This is a genomic window from Stappia indica (assembly GCF_009789575.1).
In the GTDB taxonomy this organism is placed as follows: domain Bacteria; phylum Pseudomonadota; class Alphaproteobacteria; order Rhizobiales; family Stappiaceae; genus Stappia; species Stappia indica_A.
The window spans coordinates 4,658,656-4,676,642 of sequence record NZ_CP046908.1; the positions used below are offsets into that span (position 1 = coordinate 4,658,656).

A 17,987-nucleotide genomic window follows, 5' to 3' on the forward strand; every position below is an offset into this window, starting at 1 on the left:
CGGGCTTCGAACGACACCCGCGTTCCGAACGACGAGAGCGCCCAACGAACGGAGAGCCGCATGCCCGCACAGCCAATCCGACTGACCTTCGAGGGCCATAACGGCGCGGAGCTCTCCGCCCGCCTCGACCTGCCCGCCGGGCCGGTGCGTGCCTATGCGCTGTTCGCCCACTGCTTCACCTGCTCCAAGGACGGGGCGGCGGGCCGGCGCATCGCCGAGGCGCTGACCGGCGAGGGCATCGCCGTTCTCCGGTTCGATTTCACCGGGCTCGGCGGTTCGGGCGGCGACTTTTCCTCCACCAATTTCTCCTCCAATGTGGAGGACCTCCTGAAGGCCGCAGCCTTCCTGCGCGAGACCCATGAGGCACCGAAGCTGCTGATCGGCCACTCCTTGGGCGGTGCCGCGATGCTGGCGGCCGCGCATGAGATTCCCGAGGCGCTTGCCGTCGCGACCATCGCAGCGCCGGCCGATGCCGATCACGTTCTCAAGAACTTCCATGGCGATCTGGAGCTTATCCGCGCGCAAGGGCGTGCGGATGTCGAGCTGGCGGGCCGGCGCTTCACCATCGAGAAGCAGTTCCTCGAGGATATCGCCGAGCAGAACGTGCGCGAGCGCGTCGCCCATCTTCACAAGGCGTTGCTGGTGCTGCATGCGCCGCGCGACGAGATCGTCGGCATCGACAACGCGACGCGGATCTTCGTGGCGGCAAAGCACCCCAAGAGCTTCGTGTCGCTCGACAGCGCCGACCATCTGCTGAACGACCCGGCCGATGCTGCCTATGCGGCGGGCGTCATCGCCGCCTGGGCCGCCCGCTATATCGGCAAGGCGCCCGAGGCGCCTTCAGAGACGGCGCAGGCCGAGGCGAAGGGCGTCGAGGTGAGCGAGACCGGGCTCGGCAAGTTCCAGGCGAGCGTGGTTGCCGGCCGGCATCGGCTGATCGCGGACGAGCCGGAAGCGGTCGGCGGCCTCGACAGCGGTCCGTCCCCTTACGACTATCTGGCTGCGGCGCTCGGCGCCTGCACGGTAATGACGCTGCGCATGTATGCCGAGCGCAAGGGGCTGGCGGTCGAGCGGATCTCTGCCACGGTGACCCACGGCAAGGTGCATGCGGCGGACTGCCTTGACTGCACCGAAGAACACCGCACGAGGGAAGGGCGGATCGATCGGTTCGAGCGGCGGATCGCCATCGAGGGCGATCTGGATGCGCAGACCCGCGCCCGCCTGCTGGAGATCGCCGACCGCTGCCCGGTGCATCGCACGCTGGAGGCCGGGGCCGCGATCGTCACCCGCGAGGCGTGAGCGGCCACGCCAACTGTTTTTCCTGCAACATTACGAAAGCTTAATCCCGCCGACAGGCGCCTGTAAGGCGACATGGTCCATATCAGTCAGGACAGCCGGTGAGCGCTTCCCCGCGAATGACCCACCGGCTCGAGATTTCCTGATCCCCCGGACAGTGATCCGGGTCCTGACGTGGAGAGCAACACATGTCGAACACCTACATCCCCTCGGCCCTTCGCCGCCTGCCGCGCGGCCGCACCAGCCTGGCGGCCGGTGCCCTGGCGCTCGGCCTTGCCGGCGCGATGAGCCTGCAGACGGTGGTGCCGGGCCAGTTCGCCCTCGCCGATCCGGTGCGGGTGGAGAGCGCGGCGCCGCAGAACTTCGCGAGCGTCGTCTCGGCGGTCAAGCCGGCGGTGGTCAGCGTGCGCGTGCGCACCGACGAGACGCCGCGGATGATGTCCAACCGCCAGGGCATTCCGGGCTTCGAGGACCTGCCGCAGGATCATCCGCTGCAGCGCTTCTTCCGCCGGTTCGGCGGCGAGCAGTTCGGCGGCGACCAGCGCCGCGAGCAGCCGCCGCGCCGCCATGGCATGAGCCAGGGCTCCGGCTTCTTCATCACCGGCGACGGTTATCTCGTGACCAACGAACATGTCGTGTCGAACGGCAGCGAGTTCACCATCGTCATGGATGACGGCAAGGAGTACGACGCGAAGCTGATCGGCGCCGACAAGCGCACCGACCTCGCCCTGCTGAAGGTCGACGGCGAGGGCCGCGAGTTCACCTATGTGGAATTCGCCCCCGACGCGCCGGAGGTCGGCGAGTGGGTCGTGGCCGTCGGCAATCCGTTCGGCCTCGGCGGTTCGGTGACGGCCGGCATCGTCTCGGCCCGCGGCCGCGATATTGGCGCAGGCCCCTATGACGACTTCATCCAGATCGATGCGCCGGTGAACCGCGGCAATTCCGGCGGTCCCGCCTTCAACGTCAAGGGCCAGGTGATCGGCGTCAACGCTGCGATCTTCTCGCCGTCCGGCGGCAATGTCGGCATCGCCTTCGCGATTCCCGCCTCGACCGCGACCGCGATCGTCCAGGACCTGAGGGACGACGGTACGGTGGTCCGCGGCTGGCTGGGCGTGCAGATCCAGCCGGTGTCCAAGGACATCGCGGAGAGCGTCGGTCTCGAGGAAGCCAAGGGCGCCATCGTGGCCGATGCCCAGGGCGACAGCCCGGCCCGCAAGGCCGGCATCCGCTCCGGCGACACGATCCTCGGCGTCGACGGCCAGCCGGTCGAGAGCCCGCGCGATCTGGCACGGATGATCGCCGCCTATCCGCCGGACACCGAGGTGACCCTCGACGTGTGGCGCGATGGCCGCGAGCAGGAGATGAAGGTCACCCTCGGCCGCCTGCAGGACGACGGTCCGACGACCGCAGCCGTCCAGCAGACCGGCAAGGACACGGCCTTCGTCGACAGCCTCGGCGTGGAGCTGGCTGCCGCCAGCGCCATGAAGGCCGGAGAGCGCGGCGTCGTGATCACCGATGTGCCGGCCGACAGCGCGGCAGCCGACAAGGGCCTGCAGCGCGGCGATGTCATCCTCGAGGTGGCGGGCCAGGCGGTGAACAACCCGGGCGAGGTCGCCAACGCGGTGCAGGGCGCCAGCGAGAACGGCCGCAAGTCCGTCCTGCTGCGGGTCGAGCGCAACGACGCCTCGCGCTTCGTCGCGGTGCCGGTCGAGCAGAACAAGGGCTGACCGCGAACACAGCCATCCCCCCGCCGGCCGTGGCGCCGGCGCGGGCATAGACTGCGGCAGGGTTTCCCCATGGGATGCCCTGCCGCCGGCCGAACCGGATGCGGCCATCCGACGACAAGCCCCCGGACGGGCGGCCTGTCATCCGGAAGGTCACCGGCATGCCAGGGGCAGGTCCGCAACCGCCACGAGGTGCATGCCAGGGGGCCGAAGCCCCGGGCCGCCCTGCGGTCCGGGGTTTTTTCGTCGCGTTCGACGGGAGCTCTTGCCGATGCTAAACCCAGCAAACAGAACCAGCCTGAAAACCGAGACCGGAGACACGGAAGAGGTCATGCGGATCCTGATTGTCGAGGACGACAAGGAAGCGGCGAGCTATCTGGCCAAGGCCTTTCGCGAGGCGGGCCATGTGGTCGACCATGCCGCCGACGGCGAGGAGGGCTACGACCTGGCGACCAGCGCGCCCTATGACGTGCTTGTGGTCGACAGGATGCTGCCGCGCCGCGACGGCCTGTCGCTGATTTCCGGCCTGCGCGCCGAAGGCCACCACACGCCGGTGCTGGTGCTCTCCGCGCTCGGCCAGGTCGACGACCGGGTGACGGGCCTGCGCGCCGGTGGCGACGACTACCTGCCCAAGCCCTATGCCTTTTCCGAACTGCTGGCCCGGGTGGAGGCGCTCGGCCGCCGGCCGCGCCAGCGCGAGGTGGAGACCAGCTACACGGTCGGCGACTTGACGCTCGACCGGCTGAGCCACACGGTGACGCGCTCGGGACAGGAAATTCCGCTGCAGCCGCGCGAATTCCGCCTGCTGGAATACCTGATGCAGCATGCCGGCCAGGTGGTGACCCGCACCATGCTGCTGGAGCATGTGTGGGAGTACCACTTCGACCCGCAGACCAATGTCATCGACGTCCACATCTCGCGGCTGCGCGCCAAGATCGACAAGGACTTCGACCGGCCCTTGCTGCACACGGTGCGCGGTGCCGGCTATACGATCCGCGACAGCGGCCGCGCATGAGCGAGATGACCGCGACCGGCCGGCTGTTCCGCACAACGGCGATCAAGCTCGCGCTGATCTATCTGGCGGCGCTGACGCTCGCCTCCGGTGCGGTCCTCGTCTATCTGTCGCAAAACACCGCCTCGGTGCTGCGCGAACAGGTGGTGGATACGGTCGATGCGGAGATTTCCGGCCTCGCCGACCAGTACCGCATCGGCGGCATCCGCGCGCTCGTTGCCACCGTCGACGCCCGCTCGCGCCGGCCCGGTGCCAGCCTCTATCTTGTTACCGACTTCGCCGCCAACCAGCTGGTCGGCAATATCGAGCAGCTCGACGACCGGGTGCTGGCCGGCGAGAGCGGCGAGTTGCAGCGCGTGATCTACACGCCCATCGGCGGCGGCCCCCGCCGCGAGGCGCTGGCCCGGGTGTTCCAGCTGTCCGGCGGCTTCCGCCTGCTGGTCGGGCGCGACCTGCAGGAGCAGCAATATTTCCGCTCGCTGCTGGCCGAGGCCATGCGCTTCTGGCTGTTCGTGCTGGCCGCGCTCGGGCTCGTCACCTGGGTGTTCGTCAGCCGCCGCGTGCTCAAGCGCATCGATGCGATGACCGCGACCAGCCGGCGGATCATGTCGGGCGATCTGAGCGAACGATTGCCGGTCGAGGGGAGCGGCGACGAGTTCGACCGCCTGGCGATCGGCCTCAACGCGATGCTGAACCGCATCGAGGCTCTGATGCAGGGCTTGAAGGACGTCTCCGACAACATCGCCCATGATCTCAAGACGCCGCTGACGCGCATGCGCAACCGGCTGGAAGAGGCGCTGCGCAGCGACCTGTCGGGCGACAGCAAGGCGCGGGAGGTGCTGGAGACCACCATCGACGACTGCGACGCCCTGATCCGCACCTTCAACGCGCTGTTGCGGATCGCCCGGGTCGAGGCCGGCTCCTCCGATGCGAGTTTCGACGAGATCGACGTGTCGGAACTGGTGCGCGAGGTCGCGGAACTCTATGCCCCGGTGGCCGAGGACGAGGGCGGCGGCATGGAGTTGCGCGTCACCGACGGGCTGCGAGTGTCGGGAAACCGCGAGCTGCTGGTCCAGGCGCTGATAAACCTTGTCGAAAACGCACTGAAATACGCTCGGCAGGACAAGGGCGAGGGCGCTAGGGTGGAACTGGAAGCGCGCGCGGAAGGCGGCGAGGTGCTGCTGGGTGTGCGCGACCACGGGCCGGGGATTCCCGACGCCGACAAGGAACGGGTGCTGCACCGGTTCGTGCGACTGGAGGCCAGCCGCAGCGCGCCCGGTTCCGGGCTCGGGCTCAGCCTCGTGGCGGCGGTCGCACGGCTGCATCGCGGGCGGCTGGAGCTCGACGATGCGCAGCCCGGCTTGATGGCGCGGTTGCGGTTGCCGGCGGCCGGCGGTGCGGATGGTGCCGTGCCGGCTGGCGGAGATTGAACAAGACAGCTCCTTGCCAGGGGGCGGATCGGGAGGTCGGATTGAACGACAGTGTCGCAGCCAAGGGCGCCGCAAACGACGGCGCCCGCAAGGGGAACGGCAACACGGGAAGCGCGGGCAATGTCCCCTTGCTGGCGGCTTTGACGGTGGTGCCGCTCGCCGAGAGCGATGCGGCAGCCGAGGCGCTGGTGCAGGACGTCGCCGACGTCCTGGATGCTCTCGGTCTGGACGCCGACCAGCGCGGCCACGTCGGTGCCTTCCTCGCAGGCGCGCTGACCAACGCGCCTTACCTGCGCGATCTCGCCCTTGCCGACCATGCCCGCCTTGCCGCCCTGCTGCAGGAGAACCCGCAGGCGCGGGTCGACCGGCTCGTCGCCGAGGCGCGGGACGTGACAGGCGAGGAGGAGGGCGCGGTGATGGCCGCCCTGCGGCGGCTCAAGCAGGACCTTGCCCTGACGCTGGCGCTCGCCGACATTGCCGGCGCGCTCGACCTCGATGCGGTGACCGGCGGGCTCAGCCGGTTCGCCGACGCGGCGCTGACGGCGGCGATCCGCTTCTGCCTGCGCGACCTTGCCCGGCGCGGCAAGTTCGAGATCCGCGACGAGACGGCCCCGGAAAAGGGCTGCGGCTTCGTCGTCCTCGCCATGGGCAAGTATGGTGCGCTTGAGCTGAACTACTCCTCGGACATCGATCTCATCGTGATGTACGAGCCGGAACTCGCGCCGGTGACGGGCGGGGCGGAGGCGCCGGTCGAGTTCGTGCGCATGACCAAGCGGCTCGTCAAGATGATGGGTGACCGCACGGCGGACGGCTACGTCTTCCGCACGGACCTGCGGCTGCGCCCGGATCCAGGCGCAACGCCCCTTGCCATGTCGATCCCGGCCGCGCTGGTCTATTACGAAAGCCTCGGCCAGAACTGGGAGCGCGCGGCCCTGATCAAGGCACGCGCCTGCGCCGGCGACGTGGCGTGCGGAGAGAGCTTCCTCAAGGAGATCGCCCCCTTCATCTGGCGCAAGTATCTCGATTATGCGGCGATTGCCGACGTGCATTCGATCAAGCGCCAGATCCATGTCCACAAGGGCCATGGCCGGATCGCGGTCGCGGGCCACAACGTCAAGCTCGGCCGCGGCGGCATCCGCGAAGTGGAGTTCTTCGCCCAGACCCAGCAGCTGATCGCCGGCGGGCGCATCACCGAACTGCGCGGGCGGCGCACGCTCGACACGTTGGCGACGCTTGCCGAGCTCGACTGGATCGCGGCGGACGCACGCGACGAACTGACCGAGGCCTACCTTTTCCTGCGGGCGGTGGAACACCGCATCCAGATGGTCAACGACGAGCAGACGCATATCCTGCCGGCGGAACCCGAGGCGCGGGCACGGGTCTCCCGGCTGATGGGCTTTGCCGAACTGGAGCCCTTCGAGGAAGAGCTGCGCACGCGGCTGAAGCGGGTGCAGAAGCACTATTCGGCGCTGTTCGAGAACGAGCCGGAACTGGCCTCCGACCTCGGCAATCTGGTCTTCACCGGCGACGACGACGACCCCGAGACGCTGGAGACCCTGTCGCGGCTCGGCTACAAGCGGCCGAAAGAGGCCGGCAAGATCATCCGCGCCTGGCATTTCGGCCGCTATCCGGCGGTGCGCTCGTCCAAGGCGCGCGAGCGGCTGACCGAGCTGCATCCGGTCCTGATCTCGGCGCTGGCCAGCACCGACAATGCCGACCAGGCTCTGATCGCCTTCGACGGTTTCCTGTCGAAGCTTCCCGCCGGCGTCCAACTGTTCTCGCTCCTGCGCTCCAACCCGCAGCTTCTGAAGCTGCTGGCGACCGTGATGGGCGCGGCCCCCCGCATGGGCGAGGTGGTCTCCAAGCGGGTGCATGTGCTTGATGCGGTGATGGATCCGGCCTTCTTCGGCGCAATGCCGACGTCCCAGGAGTTCCGCGCCGGCCTTGCCCGCACGCTCGATCTCGCCCGGTTCTACGAAGACGCGCTCGACCGGGCGCGGATCTTTGCGCAGGAGCAGCAGTTCCTGATCGGCCTGCGGCTGCTCTCCGACACGCTGAACGCCCATCAGGTGGGAGAGGCGCTCGCCCGTCTCGCCGAGAGCGTCGTTGCCGGCCTGATGCCTTTCGTGATCGGCCAAGTGGCGGAAAATCACGGGCGGTTGCCCGGTGCCGACTGGGCGGTGGTCGCCATGGGCAAGCTCGGCGGACGCGAGATGACGGCGGCTTCCGATCTCGACCTCATCCTGCTTTACGACCATCCTGAGGACGGGGCGGAGACCGACGGCAAGCGACCGCTGGCGGCCAGCCAGTATTTCATCCGCCTGACCCAGCGGCTCGTCGCGGCGCTGTCGGCGCCGACGGCGGAGGGACGCCTCTACGAGGTGGACTTCCGCCTGCGCCCGTCGGGCAATGCCGGTCCGCTGGCGACGCGGCTTGCCGCATTCGAGGCCTATCAGGTCAAGGAGGCCTGGACCTGGGAGCACATGGCGTTGACCCGGGCGCGGGTGATCGCACGGTCTTCGGATGCCTTTGCCGCAAGGATCGAGGGCCTTATCCGCGAGACGCTGGCCCGGCCCCGGGATGCGGACAAGATCGCATCCGAAGTTGCGTCGATGCGCGGACGGATCGAGGCGGAGAAGGGGACCGCGGACATCTGGGACCTGAAACAGGTTGCCGGCGGCATGGTCGATGTGGAGTTCCTGGCCCAGTATCTGCAGCTTGTGAATGCGCAGGCGCATCCCGAGATCCTGTCGCAAACGACGGAGACGGTGCTGGAGCGGGCGCGCGATGCCGGTCTGCTGTCGGCTGGCGATGCCGAGGCCTTGTTGCCCGCGATCCGCCTGTATCACGCGCTGACCCAGGTGCAGCGCCTGACGCTCGAGGGCACGTTCAAGGCCGATGCGGTGCCCAAGGGCGTGCGCGAGCTGCTTGTGCATGCCGGCGAGGCGCCGGACTTTTCCCATCTGGAGGCTATGCTCGCCGATCGGCAGAAGCAGGTGCGCGAAACGTTCGAGAAGCTGGTGGGGAAGGTCTCGGCCAAGGCCGAGTAAAGCGGCGCAGCCACCCCGGAGGGGACGACGCGCTGTTGCGCGTCGCCGCTATCCGGCAATCGGGCGGGAGCTATCGCGACTTCAGCAGATCCAGCGCATAGGCGTCGAGCTGCTCGGACACGGTGCCCCAGCCGTCATGGAAGCCCATGTCCTCGTGAGTCTTGCGGGCGTCGGTCGAGCGGTGCCGGGCAATGGCGGTGTAGGTCGTGCCGCCGTTGCCGTCGTCCTCCAGCAGCAGGATGGCGGTCATGAACGGGTCCGGCGCGGGCTTCCAGCCCTCGGTATAGGCGTCGGTGAAGACCAGCTTTTCCTGCGGCACGACCTCGAGGAACACGCCTTCGTTGGCCATCTCGTTGCCTTCCACCTCGAAGGTGGTGTTGAAGCGGCCGCCGACCCGCAGGTCGATCTCGCAGGCCGTGACCTTGTGGGGTCGTGGCACGAAGAAGTGCTTGATGTGCTCGGGCGTCGTCCAGCATTCCCACAGGATCGAGCGCGGCGCCTTGAGCGTGCGCTTCAGGATGAGATCGGTTTCCGGATCAAGTTTCATCGGTTCTCTCTTTCACGATCTTGGCGACATAGGCGTCGAACTGGTCCATCCGCGAAGTCCAGAGCGCCTGCTGTTCCGCCAGCCAATGGGTGACGGGCGCTATTCCGTCCGCCGAAAGCCGGCAGTATCTCACGCGTCCCTTCTTCGTCGTCTCGATCAGCCCGGCTGCTTCCAGCTTGGACAGGTGACCCATGAACGAAGGCAGGGCCATGGCATGAGCCGAGGCCAGTTCACTCACCGAAGCCGGTCCCCGCGCCAGGCGGGAGACGACAGCCCTGCGTGTCTCGTCGCTGAGGGCAGCGAACTTGAGGTTCAGGTTCGGATCATGCTTAGCCATTTGCCTAACTATCCACTTACCGTGAAGAGGTCAACGGAAATTTAGGTCAACGCCTAAGTTTCCGGAATAGGCCGGCCCGGCGGCGTGGTGTCGCAGGGCGGAAAGCTGCGCAAACGGGAAAGGGCCCGCGATGCGGGCCCTGCAAGTCGGAATGAGCGTTGTGCGGCAGGGGTAGGCGTGCGGATCAAGCAGCCTTGCTGGCCATGCGTGCCTCGACAGGCAGCGTGACGGTCACAGTGGTTCCCTTGCCGACGCTGGAGCGGATTTCCATTGTGCCGCCATGCATCTTCACCAGCGACTGGGCGATGGCCAGGCCGAGGCCGGACCCCTTGTGCGTCTTGGTGAACTGGTTCTCCACCTGGACGAAGGGCTTTGCCAGCCGCGAGATATCGCTCTCGCGGATGCCGATACCGGTATCGGAAATCGCGATCACGACGGCATTGGTGCCGTCCATCCGGCCATGGGTGGCGGCCAGGGTCACCGAGCCGTTGTCCGGGGTGAACTTGACCGCATTGGCGAGAAGGTTGAGCAGCACCTGCTTTACCGCGCGCCGGTCGGCGGAGAGCGTCAGGCCTTCCTCGGTCTCGCTGGTGACGGAGATGGCCTTTTCGGCGGCAGCGGCGGAGATGATGCGCGTCACGTCGGTGACGATCGCGCCGAGATTGACCGCCTCGCGCTTTAGCTCCATGCGTCCAGCTTCGATCTTCGACATGTCGAGAATGTCGTTGATGACGTTCAGCAGGTAGCGTCCGCTGTCGTGAATGTCCGTGCAGTACTCGCGGTACTTGTCGGACCCGAGCGGGCCGAACATGCCCTGGTCCATGATCTCGGAGAAACCGATGATCGCGTTGAGCGGCGTGCGCAGCTCGTGGGAGATATTGGCCAGGAACTCGGACTTGGCCTGGTTGGCCTCTTCCGCCTTGGTTTTCTCTTCGGAGTACTTCTCGGCAAGCTCCACCAGCTGCTGGGCCTGGACTTCCAGCTTCTGGCGCGACTGGCGAAGGTCGGCGACGGTGGCCATCAGCCGCCGCTCGCTCTCCATCAGCTTTTCCTCGTGACGCTTCAGCGCCGTAATGTCCGTGCCGACGGAGACGAAGCCGCCATCCTTGGTCCGGCGCTCGGAAATCTGCAGCCAGCGACCGTCGGCCAGTTGGGCCTCATAGGACGAGGAGGGGTCGGAGGCATCGCTGCCGATGGTCGGGCTCGCCGACACAACGGTCTGGCGGGCGGCGGCCATCACCTGCGCATAAGGTGTACCGGCCTTGATTGCGGAATTCGGCAGGTTGTGCAGCGTCTGGTAGTTGGAATTGCACATCACCAGACGGTTTTCGGTGTCCCACAGGACGAAGGCTTCCGAGATCGTCTCGATGGCGTCGCGCAGGCGCAGGTCCGCGGTGCGGCTCTGCTCGGCGAGCTGCTTTTGCTCGGTAATATCGATGCAGATGCCGATGAGGTGCGGCTCGGCGATACCCGGCTCGCTCTGCACTTCGGCGCGGGCGCGCAGCCACACCCAGTCGCCATTGGCGTGGCGCATGCGGAACATGCGGTCGACGGTGGTCTCGCCGGTCTCCAGCAGCGACTCTGCCAGTTCGTAGAGGTCGATGTCGTCCGGATGGGCGAGGGCGGAGATCTCCGCAAAGCCGAGAATGTCGTCGCGCGGCTGCAGGCCGAGCATCTCGTAGAGCGAGGCGGACCAGAAGATGCGGCCGCGCGACAGGTCCCAGTCGAACAGGCCGCAGCGGCCGCGGTTGAGAGCAAGGTCGATGCGGGCGCGGGTGGCGGCGTAGATCTGGTCGGCCTGCTCGGCGCGCGTCGCCTGGGCGAAGAAGGCGTAGATGAGCACCAGGAGAACCGAGGCCGTGCCGACGAACAGCGTCACGTTGGCCGACACGCTGGCCCGCCAATCGGCAAAGATCATGTCCTTGGACTGGATCAGGGCGACCATGCCGAGCCGGCCGTCGAGGTGATGAACGGTGGCATAGGCCTCGTCCGGTTCGCCCGCGGAGACGGTGAGAACGCCGGCGCGGGCGCCGAAGACGGTGAGCGGCTGGCCGGCGCCGAGCAGGTCGGCGAGCGGGCGGCCTTCCAGATCGGAGCGGATCGGCGCGGTGGCCATGATCACGCCGTCCGGATCGGCGACGAGAATGCGGCGGCCGTCGCCGGTGGCGCGCGGCGGCAGGCTGTCGGCGAGGGCGGCCTGAAGCGCGGTGCTGAAACCCTGCTCGGGAAGGGCGGCCTCGGCGGTCGACAGGCGGGCTGCCAGCGTGGTCGCGATCATCGTCAGGTCGTCGCGGGCCCGCAGATCGGTCTCCTCATGCTCGTAGGAGAGCGTGAGGGCGCGATAGGTTGCCAGCGTCGCGATGAAGACGATGCACAAAATGGGAATGGCGCGACGGAAGAAGGGTTCCGCGGTCAGCAGTCGCTGATAGGCGGGCTGCGCCAGAAGGCGGATGTGCCCGGTCAGCGACTGCGAATCACGCTGTCGTTTCAACATGTCCGCGAATCGACGCGCGGACGCAGCCCCTGCAAAGGCACGCGCCATCGTAATGGCCCCCGATGTGTCGATTTTGCCGCAAACAGAACGCAACCGGCGCTCGAATCATTTTCATTTGAATCGCATTCGCCTGCTTTGTCCAGAGTCCCCCAAGAAAAATATAGTTAATGGAAGCTTAATGCGATTTGCAAAACGCACAACTCTTGCGAGTCCCGCGCGGCCAACATGAAACGGGCCGCCGGGGCTGTCTGGGATGACTGCTCCGACGGCCCGAAAGCCTGATTCGAACGGCAATTGATGTCCTATTGCAGGCAGCGCTCGACGATGTCGCGCATGTCGACGGAAAGGCCTGTTTCCGCCGCAAGGCGCCGAAGGGCCGCCTCTGCGTGGGCACGGCGACCGGGCTCCAGCGCGCGCCAGGACCGGAAGGCCGACATCATGCGCGCCGCCGCCTGGGGATTGCGTCGGTCGAGATCGCGGGCGAAGTCGGCGACAAAGTCGAAGCCCGCACCGTCCGGGCGGTTGAACTGGCTCTGGTTGCCGCTGGCGAAGGCGCCGACCAGTGCGCGGACGCGGTTCGGATTGCCGGGCGAGAAGGCGGGATGCCCGGTGAGTTCGCGAACCCGCTCAAGGGTCGAGGCATTGGGCGCGGTTGCCTGCACCATGAACCACTTGTCCATGGCGAGCGGCACTGCACGGTAGCGCTCCTCGTAGGCCGCAAGGGCTGCATCCCGGCCCGGCAAGGCGGCATGGGTGAGCACCGACAGCGCCGCGAAGCGGTCCGTCATGTTGTCGCTGGTCTCGAAATGGGCCTGCACGAGGTCATTGCCCACCGGGTCCGTGCCGTGGCCGAGATAGTCGAGCAGCGTGTTGCGCAAGGCCCTGCGGCCGGCCGAGCGGGCATCCGGCGAGAAAACCGCCTCGTCCTGCATCGTTTCGTAGGTCGCCAGGATCGTCGGCGCGATGCCGTCGGCAATCGCACGGCGGAAGGCGGCACGCGCGGTATGAACGGCATCCGGATCGACGTCGTGGCCGATCTCGCGGGCGATGTCCGCCTCGCCCGGAAGTTGCAGGCATAGTGCCCGGAAGGCCGGTTCGAGGCTGTCGTCGGCGACATTGGCGGCGAAGGCGGCGATCAGCGCCGGGCTGACCTCCACCGCCTCCTGCCGCGCCGTGCCGGCGGTTGCTGCGATCAGGGCCGTCATCACGACGCTTTGCAGCGCCTCCCAGCGGTTGAAGGGGTCCTTGTCGTTGGCGGCAAGGAACAGCAGGTCGCTCTCGCTCAGATCGCTCTTGAGCGACACCGGTGCCGAGAAGCCGCGCAGCAGCGAGGGGATTGGCCGTTGCTTCAGGCCGGTAAACACCACGGTCTGCACCGGATTGCGGATGTGCAGCACGTCGCCGGTCGTATCGGCGCCGGTAATCGTCGCGGGCGCCAGTTCCTCGCCGTCCGCTCCCATGAGGCCGACGCGCACGGGAATGTGCATCGGCTGCTTGTCCGGCTGCTTCGGGGACGGAGCCAGTTGCTGGCGGAAGGTGAGGGTGAGCCGCCCGGCCTCGTTTTCATAGGCGCTGTCGACCTTGAGCACCGGCGTTCCAGCCTGCTCGTACCACAGTGAGAACTGGTCGAGATCGAGCCCGCTCGCTTCCTGGAAGCAGGCCAGGAACGCCTCGATCGTCGTTGCCTCTCCGTCGTGACGACGGAAATAGAGATCCATGCCTGCACGGAACGCCTCTTCGCCGATGAGGCATTTCAGCATGCGCACGACTTCCGCGCCCTTCTCGTAGACGGTGGCCGTGTAGAAGTTGTTGATCTCGTGATAGAGGCGCGGGCGTACCGGATGGGCGAGGGGGCCGGCATCCTCGGGAAACTGGTGCGACTTCAGCAGCCGCACGTCGGCGATTCGCTTGACCGCGCGCGAGCGCATGTCTGCCGAGAATTCCTGGTCGCGAAAGACGGTCAGGCCTTCCTTCAGGCAGAGCTGGAACCAGTCGCGGCAGGTGATGCGATTGCCCGTCCAGTTGTGGAAGTACTCGTGGGCAATGACGGTCTCGATGCCGGCATAGTCCTGGTCGGTTGCCGTTTCCGGGCGGGCCAGGACGTATTTGTCGTTGAAGATGTTGAGGCCCTTGTTCTCCATCGCGCCCATGTTGAAGTCGGACACGGCGACGATGTTGAACACGTCGAGATCATAGGCCCGGCCGAAGACCTCCTCGTCCCAGCGCATGGAGCGCTTCAGGCTGTCCATCGCCCAGTCGCAGGCGCCTTCGTTGCCGTGTTCGACATAGATGTTGAGCGCGACGTCGCGGCCCTCGCAGGTCCGGAAGCTGTCGCCGACGCAGGCAAGGTCGCCTGCGACCATGGCGAACAGGTAGGCGGGCTTGGGGTGCGGATCGTGCCAGACGGCATAGTGGCGGTCGGTTCCCGGCACCGGGCCGCTTTCGACGGGATTGCCGTTGCCCAGCAGGACCGGTGCCTCGCCGAGGCGGGCCTCGATCCGGGTGGTGTAGACAGCCAGGCAGTCGGGCCGGTCCAGGAAATAGGTGATGCGCCGGAAGCCCTCGGCCTCGCACTGGGTGCAATAGGTGCCGTTCGACCGGTAGAGCCCCATCAGCTTGGTGTTGGCATCGGGATCGAGCGCCGTCTCGATCTCCAGCGTGAAGGGACCTGAGGGGGGCGATGAGATTTCCAGCCTGTCCGGGGCGACAGTGTAGTCCGCATCCGCCAATACGCGTCCGTCGAGCGAAAGGGCGGTCAGGCGAAGCTCGTCGCCGTCCAGAACCAGCGGTGTTCCAGGCGCCGTATCTGCCGCCCGCTCGAGAGCCAGCTGTGCCCGGACCTTTGCCGAGCGGGGCGCCAGGCGTATGTCGAGATGTACGGTCGAGATCCGGTAGGCGGGTGCCCGGTAGTCTTCCAGGCGAATGGGAGCGGGAGATTCTGGACGCATGAAGGCTCCTTCCTGCGGCTGCGGTCGACGGTTCCTCACGTTAGCGGGAGTGCCGGACCGGCTGCATTGACAAGGGTCATCGGGCCGCCCGCGTCATGGCTGCGGGCGTTCGTGCCCGAAGCTCAGCAGATCGACCGGGCCATGTCGACGAGGCGCAAGGTCAGGTCGCTGTCCGGATCGGCCAGTGGTGCGAGGACGGTGAAATGGTTGTCCTGGCCGCGAATGTCGAGTTCGGTCGCGACCCCGCCGCGTTGCCAGACATCGGCGATCACCCGCGACTGGCGGATGAACTCCGACGATTCGCCGCCTCCGACCGCAGCAACGAGCCGTGTGCCCGGCTGGGCGGCAAAGGCGATCGGGGAAACGTCGATGGCTTCCTTGCGGTCGAGGCGCAGCTTCTCGTTCAGCGAGGTGCCGATCAGCGGCTGCAGGTCGAAGACGCCGGAAATGGCGAGCCCCGCCGGTACCAGGCCGCGCGGCAGCCCGCGGCTGCCCCAGTCGGTCGCGAGCAGGGCGGCGGTCAGCTGTCCTCCGGCGGAATGGCCATAGGCCAGCACGGGACGGCGGTACCGTTCCCACAGATGACCGACCAGCCGCCGGATCTCCTCGATGATGTCGCCGACGCGAACCTGCGGGCAGAGCGAGTAGTTGGCGATGGCGACGGGAACCCCGTGGGCATTTAGGCCCTTGGCCATATGGGAGAAGAAGGTGCGGTCGAGGCCCTGCCAGTAGCCGCCATGGATGAAGAGGCCAAGCGGCCCGCGGTCCGGCATGCCGCTCTTGGGAAGGAAGAGATCGTAGACCGTCCGCTCTCCCAGTTCGTAGGCGGTTGCGAGCGTGCAGTTGGCTTCGCTGCGATAATGCGCGGCGTCGCGAACCCAGCCCTCGATAATCACGGGATGCTCGGGCACCAGCGCCCGGTTGTTGTATTCGGCCTCGTAGTCGATCACGCGTTCGCTCCCGTTTGACGAGATGTCTCTTAGCTGCTGAGCGGTGCCGAGTACAGAGACGGGGCTGCCAGCGCGGAACGGGAAGGAAAGAGAACGCACTGGCCGTTGACCTTCACGCGATGTTCGGCAGCTGCAGGGTCGCGTTTCGGACGCAATCCGCGCTATTGTGCCGGGAAAGGTAACGACCGGCGTATGACGCGAATGCGGGCGGGATATCTGGCGAGCAGGGTGCAGGGACGGCGCAGCTACGCATGGACGAACAGCGAGTTGAGCAGGTGGCACGCGAGCGCCGTGTCTATTCGATTACCTGGGTGGTGGGAACGGCATTTGGCCTGTTGATCGGCGTCTCGATGTTGCTGGTGCTCGGTCTGGCCGTTTCAGCCAACATGCAGAACACCTTCTCGCTGCTGAACGACAAGGCGGTGCTGACGACCAATTCACTGGAGCGTCGGCTGCGCGACCATCTCGATCTCGCCTCGCAGGCTGTCGTGCAGCTCAAGACGGTGTTCGACGGACGCGAACTCGGCGACAAGCTGGAAGACCTGAGCGGCGAACTGATCGCCGCCGTCCACGCCAACCCATCGCTCGATGCCCTGGTGGTGAACGATGCTGCCGGCGATGGATTCGGGATCTATCGTTCGCCTACCGGAAAGCTCTGGCCGTTTCGTCGCCAGCAGATCCCCGAGGAGGCCAAGCTCTACGTACTGCCGCAGATGACTGCCAATTCGCCCGCGACCTGGGGACCATTGGTGACCTCGGGCGGCATGCTCTATGCCAACGTCACCGTTCCTCTTGTCCGCGGCGAAACCCTTATCGGCTATCTGACGGCCGCCGTCTCCATCGACGAACTCGGCCGCACCGTGCGTCAGCTCGACGAAGGCCAGCACTCGACCGTCTTCATCATCGCCAACGGCAACGAGGTGATCGCCCATTCGGATATCGAGGACTATGCCGCGCCGGGCGGCGAGGTGCCGCGTCTTCCGATGACCGTCGAGCAACTGGGCGACAAGGCGCTGGCGCGCCTTGGCACGTCGAAGCCGATGGAGAACTTCCAGCAGGCGAGCGCGGCAGGCGTCGAGGTGCGGGACCTCGACAACGACTACGGCGGCCCCGACTATCTGTCGATGACCAAGGTCATCGCAGGCTACGGGCCGGGGGTGTGGACGGTCGGTCAGTACTATGTCGCCTCCACCATCTCGCGCGAGGTGCAGCGACTGTTCGGCTCTGCTGTGGTCGGATTGCTGTCCATCCTGCTGGCGGTCGGCCTGTCGGTTCTTCTGGTGCGGCGTGCCACCCGGCCGCTGGCGGAGATTTCGCGGCAGGCGCGTTTCGTCGGCGAGCTGGATTTCGACAAGGTCGAGCATCTGCCGCGCAACATGGTGCGGGAGATCGACCAGGTCTTTCAGGCCTTCAATGCGATGGTCAGCGGCCTGCGGGCGATGAACACCTACGTCCCGCGCTCCCTGTTCCGCAAGCTGATGCGCCTTGGCGTCGACAAGGCGGCGGTGGCGAGCGAACGCGACCTGACGTTCATCTTTACCGACATTGTCGGATTTACCTCGATGTCGGAAAACCTGACGGCGGCGCAGACTGCGGATATTCTCAACGAGCATTTCGCCTTGCTGGTCGCGGCCGTCGAGCGGGAAGGCGGGACCGTCGACAAGTTCATTGGCGATGGCATGCTTGCCTTCTGGGGGGCGCCGGACGAGCGTGCGGATCACGCGCTTGCAGCCGCCCGCGCCTGTCTCGGCATCGCAGCTGCCCTGAGGGAGGGGAACACCCGGGCGCGTGGCAACGGCGGCAAGATGGTGCGCATGCGCATCGGTCTGCATACCGGCCGCGTCGTCGTCGGCAACGTCGGTGCGTTGGACCGCTGGAACTACACGGTTGTGGGCGATGCGGTGAACCTGTGCGAAAGGCTCCAGTCCTTCGGCAGGGACGTGGCGCCGCAAGACGAGATGGTGATCCTGGCCAGCGACACCGCCGTCAGCCGTATCCAGGCCCAGTCGGGCGGCATGATCGCCGCCGGTGCGGCACGAAAGGTGGGAACGCACCGCCTGCGCGGCCGCAGCGAGGCGATCGCGGTCTGGCGGCTCGACGAAACGGTCACGCCGGAGGGGCTTTGCATTCCCGGCTCCGGCATCGATCTGGCGGGCTGACGGCCTGCTTGGGGTTTTCACAACAGTTTTTCAAGGCGAT

At 66.8% G+C, this 17,987-nt stretch carries 11 protein-coding genes; 6 read left to right on the forward strand and 5 right to left on the reverse strand.

The genetic code is table 11. From position 1 onward, the window contains the following. Positions 1 to 60: 60 nt before the first annotated feature. The 5 genes from GH266_RS21425 (at position 61) to GH266_RS21445 (ending at position 8,512) form a co-directional block, all read left to right on the forward strand. Positions 61 to 1,299 (forward strand): bifunctional alpha/beta hydrolase/OsmC family protein, encoded by a 1,239-nt coding sequence (locus GH266_RS21425; protein ID WP_158195643.1) that lies wholly within the window; start codon positions 61 to 63, stop codon positions 1,297 to 1,299. Positions 1,300 to 1,484: 185 nt separating this feature from the next. Continuing rightward, positions 1,485 to 3,023: a Do family serine endopeptidase gene (locus GH266_RS21430; protein ID WP_158195644.1), complete on the forward strand. Its 1,539-nt coding sequence runs from the start codon at positions 1,485 to 1,487 to the stop codon at positions 3,021 to 3,023. 328 nt (positions 3,024 to 3,351) lie between these two features. Continuing rightward, entirely contained in the window at positions 3,352 to 4,035 is a 684-nt protein-coding gene (locus GH266_RS21435; protein WP_067222682.1) for a response regulator transcription factor, read from the forward strand. After that, the gene (locus tag GH266_RS21440; RefSeq protein WP_199270399.1) at positions 4,032 to 5,462 is read left to right on the forward strand and encodes an ATP-binding protein; all 1,431 of its coding nucleotides are present in this window, start codon (positions 4,032 to 4,034) and stop codon (positions 5,460 to 5,462) included. The genes GH266_RS21435 and GH266_RS21440 overlap by 4 nt, the downstream gene beginning before the upstream one ends. 41 nt (positions 5,463 to 5,503) lie before the next feature. Next, positions 5,504 to 8,512, forward strand: a complete 3,009-nt coding sequence (locus tag GH266_RS21445) for a bifunctional [glutamine synthetase] adenylyltransferase/[glutamine synthetase]-adenylyl-L-tyrosine phosphorylase (protein ID WP_158195645.1) — start codon at positions 5,504 to 5,506, stop codon at positions 8,510 to 8,512. Positions 8,513 to 8,582: 70 nt separating this feature from the next. Here the strand turns inward: GH266_RS21445 and GH266_RS21450 are convergent, their stop codons facing one another. From GH266_RS21450 to GH266_RS21470, 5 genes are all read right to left on the reverse strand, one after another. Then, complete coding sequence (locus GH266_RS21450) at positions 8,583 to 9,059, reverse strand: SRPBCC family protein (RefSeq protein ID WP_158195646.1); 477 nt, start codon at positions 9,057 to 9,059, stop codon at positions 8,583 to 8,585. Next, on the reverse strand, positions 9,049 to 9,396 hold the full coding sequence (locus GH266_RS21455) for an ArsR/SmtB family transcription factor (protein ID WP_158195647.1): 348 nt from the start codon (positions 9,394 to 9,396) through the stop codon (positions 9,049 to 9,051). Before GH266_RS21455 ends, GH266_RS21450 begins: the two co-directional genes overlap by 11 nt. Before the next feature lie 184 nt (positions 9,397 to 9,580). Next, a complete protein-coding gene (locus GH266_RS21460) occupies positions 9,581 to 11,890 on the reverse strand; it encodes a PAS domain-containing sensor histidine kinase (RefSeq protein ID WP_244953731.1) in 2,310 nt (769 codons plus the stop codon). A gap of 302 nt (positions 11,891 to 12,192) precedes the next feature. Then, positions 12,193 to 14,838: an aminopeptidase N gene (gene pepN / locus GH266_RS21465; protein WP_158195649.1), complete on the reverse strand. Its 2,646-nt coding sequence runs from the start codon at positions 14,836 to 14,838 to the stop codon at positions 12,193 to 12,195. Positions 14,839 to 14,960: 122 nt separating this feature from the next. Then, complete coding sequence (locus tag GH266_RS21470; RefSeq protein WP_158195650.1) at positions 14,961 to 15,788, reverse strand: alpha/beta hydrolase; 828 nt, start codon at positions 15,786 to 15,788, stop codon at positions 14,961 to 14,963. Between the two features lie 251 nt (positions 15,789 to 16,039). Between GH266_RS21470 and GH266_RS21475 the strand changes: the two genes are divergently transcribed. Then, on the forward strand, positions 16,040 to 17,947 hold the full coding sequence (locus tag GH266_RS21475) for an adenylate/guanylate cyclase domain-containing protein (RefSeq protein ID WP_158195651.1): 1,908 nt from the start codon (positions 16,040 to 16,042) through the stop codon (positions 17,945 to 17,947). Positions 17,948 to 17,987 lie beyond the last annotated feature (40 nt).

Excerpts from the sequence above, each read along its gene's own strand:
- GH266_RS21425 (WP_158195643.1), top strand. The coding sequence starts at position 61 with ATGCCCGCACAGCCAATCCGACTGACCTTCGAGGGCCATAACGGCGCG.
- GH266_RS21450 (WP_158195646.1), bottom strand. The coding sequence starts at position 9,059 with ATGAAACTTGATCCGGAAACCGATCTCATCCTGAAGCGCACGCTCAAG.
- GH266_RS21435 (WP_067222682.1), top strand. The coding sequence starts at position 3,352 with ATGCGGATCCTGATTGTCGAGGACGACAAGGAAGCGGCGAGCTATCTG.
- GH266_RS21455 (WP_158195647.1), bottom strand. The coding sequence starts at position 9,396 with ATGGCTAAGCATGATCCGAACCTGAACCTCAAGTTCGCTGCCCTCAGC.
- GH266_RS21475 (WP_158195651.1), top strand. The coding sequence starts at position 16,040 with ATGGACGAACAGCGAGTTGAGCAGGTGGCACGCGAGCGCCGTGTCTAT.
- GH266_RS21440 (WP_199270399.1), top strand. The coding sequence starts at position 4,032 with ATGAGCGAGATGACCGCGACCGGCCGGCTGTTCCGCACAACGGCGATC.
- GH266_RS21460 (WP_244953731.1), bottom strand. The coding sequence starts at position 11,890 with ATGTTGAAACGACAGCGTGATTCGCAGTCGCTGACCGGGCACATCCGC.
- GH266_RS21430 (WP_158195644.1), top strand. The coding sequence starts at position 1,485 with ATGTCGAACACCTACATCCCCTCGGCCCTTCGCCGCCTGCCGCGCGGC.
- pepN (WP_158195649.1), bottom strand. The coding sequence starts at position 14,838 with ATGCGTCCAGAATCTCCCGCTCCCATTCGCCTGGAAGACTACCGGGCA.